The sequence below is a fragment of the Halomonas sp. ND22Bw genome, assembly GCF_003011945.1.
Taxonomy (GTDB): domain Bacteria; phylum Pseudomonadota; class Gammaproteobacteria; order Pseudomonadales; family Halomonadaceae; genus Halomonas; species Halomonas halophila.
The window spans coordinates 1-524 of sequence record NZ_PXWD01000089.1; the positions used below are offsets into that span (position 1 = coordinate 1).

Annotated in this window: 1 protein-coding gene and 1 pseudogene; both read right to left on the reverse strand. The window is 63.2% G+C overall.

Features of this window, described 5'->3' with window-relative positions; genetic code table 11:
- Positions 1-380: pseudogene (locus CVH10_RS17090) on the reverse strand (transposase); the annotation flags it as partial.
- On the reverse strand, positions 340-524 hold a 185-nt coding region (locus tag CVH10_RS26585; RefSeq protein WP_219924733.1), incomplete at its 5' end, for a hypothetical protein. The pseudogene CVH10_RS17090 and the gene CVH10_RS26585, both read right to left, overlap by 41 nt.

Consider the following 524-nt stretch of genomic DNA (forward strand, 5'->3'; position numbering starts at 1 on the left):
GTAGAAGCCGCTTCGCGAGACACCGAGCGCCTCGCACATCATCGCCAACGGCCACGTCCCTCGGTGTTTCGCCACGGAGCCGAACGTCACATCGACTCCTCGCCAAAGTGGGCCGCCGCTGTTTTCAGCAGGTCGCGCGCCATCCTGAGCTTGGCGTTCTCTTTCCTCAAGCGCTCCAGCTCCGCCTGCTCGGGCCTCATGACCCCTTGCCCGGGGAATGCATGCTGCGGGTCGACCGTCGCATCGCGTATCCACTTGCGCAGCACGTTCTCGTGCACATCGAGGTCGCGTGCAGCCTGCGCCACCGCCACGCCTCGCTCCTTCACCAGCTTGACTGCTTCAAGCTTGAACTCTCGGCTGAACTGCCTTCTCGTTCCCATGAACCACCTCCGGTTTCATCTTCCACCTTAACAAGGTGTCTTTGAAACCGGCAGCAGCCCATTCTTCCCCATCGAGGCATTCACGGGCGATGAGCCGTCGATGCACGACCAGGAACGGCTCGCGCAGCGCGCCGCAGCGCTCGG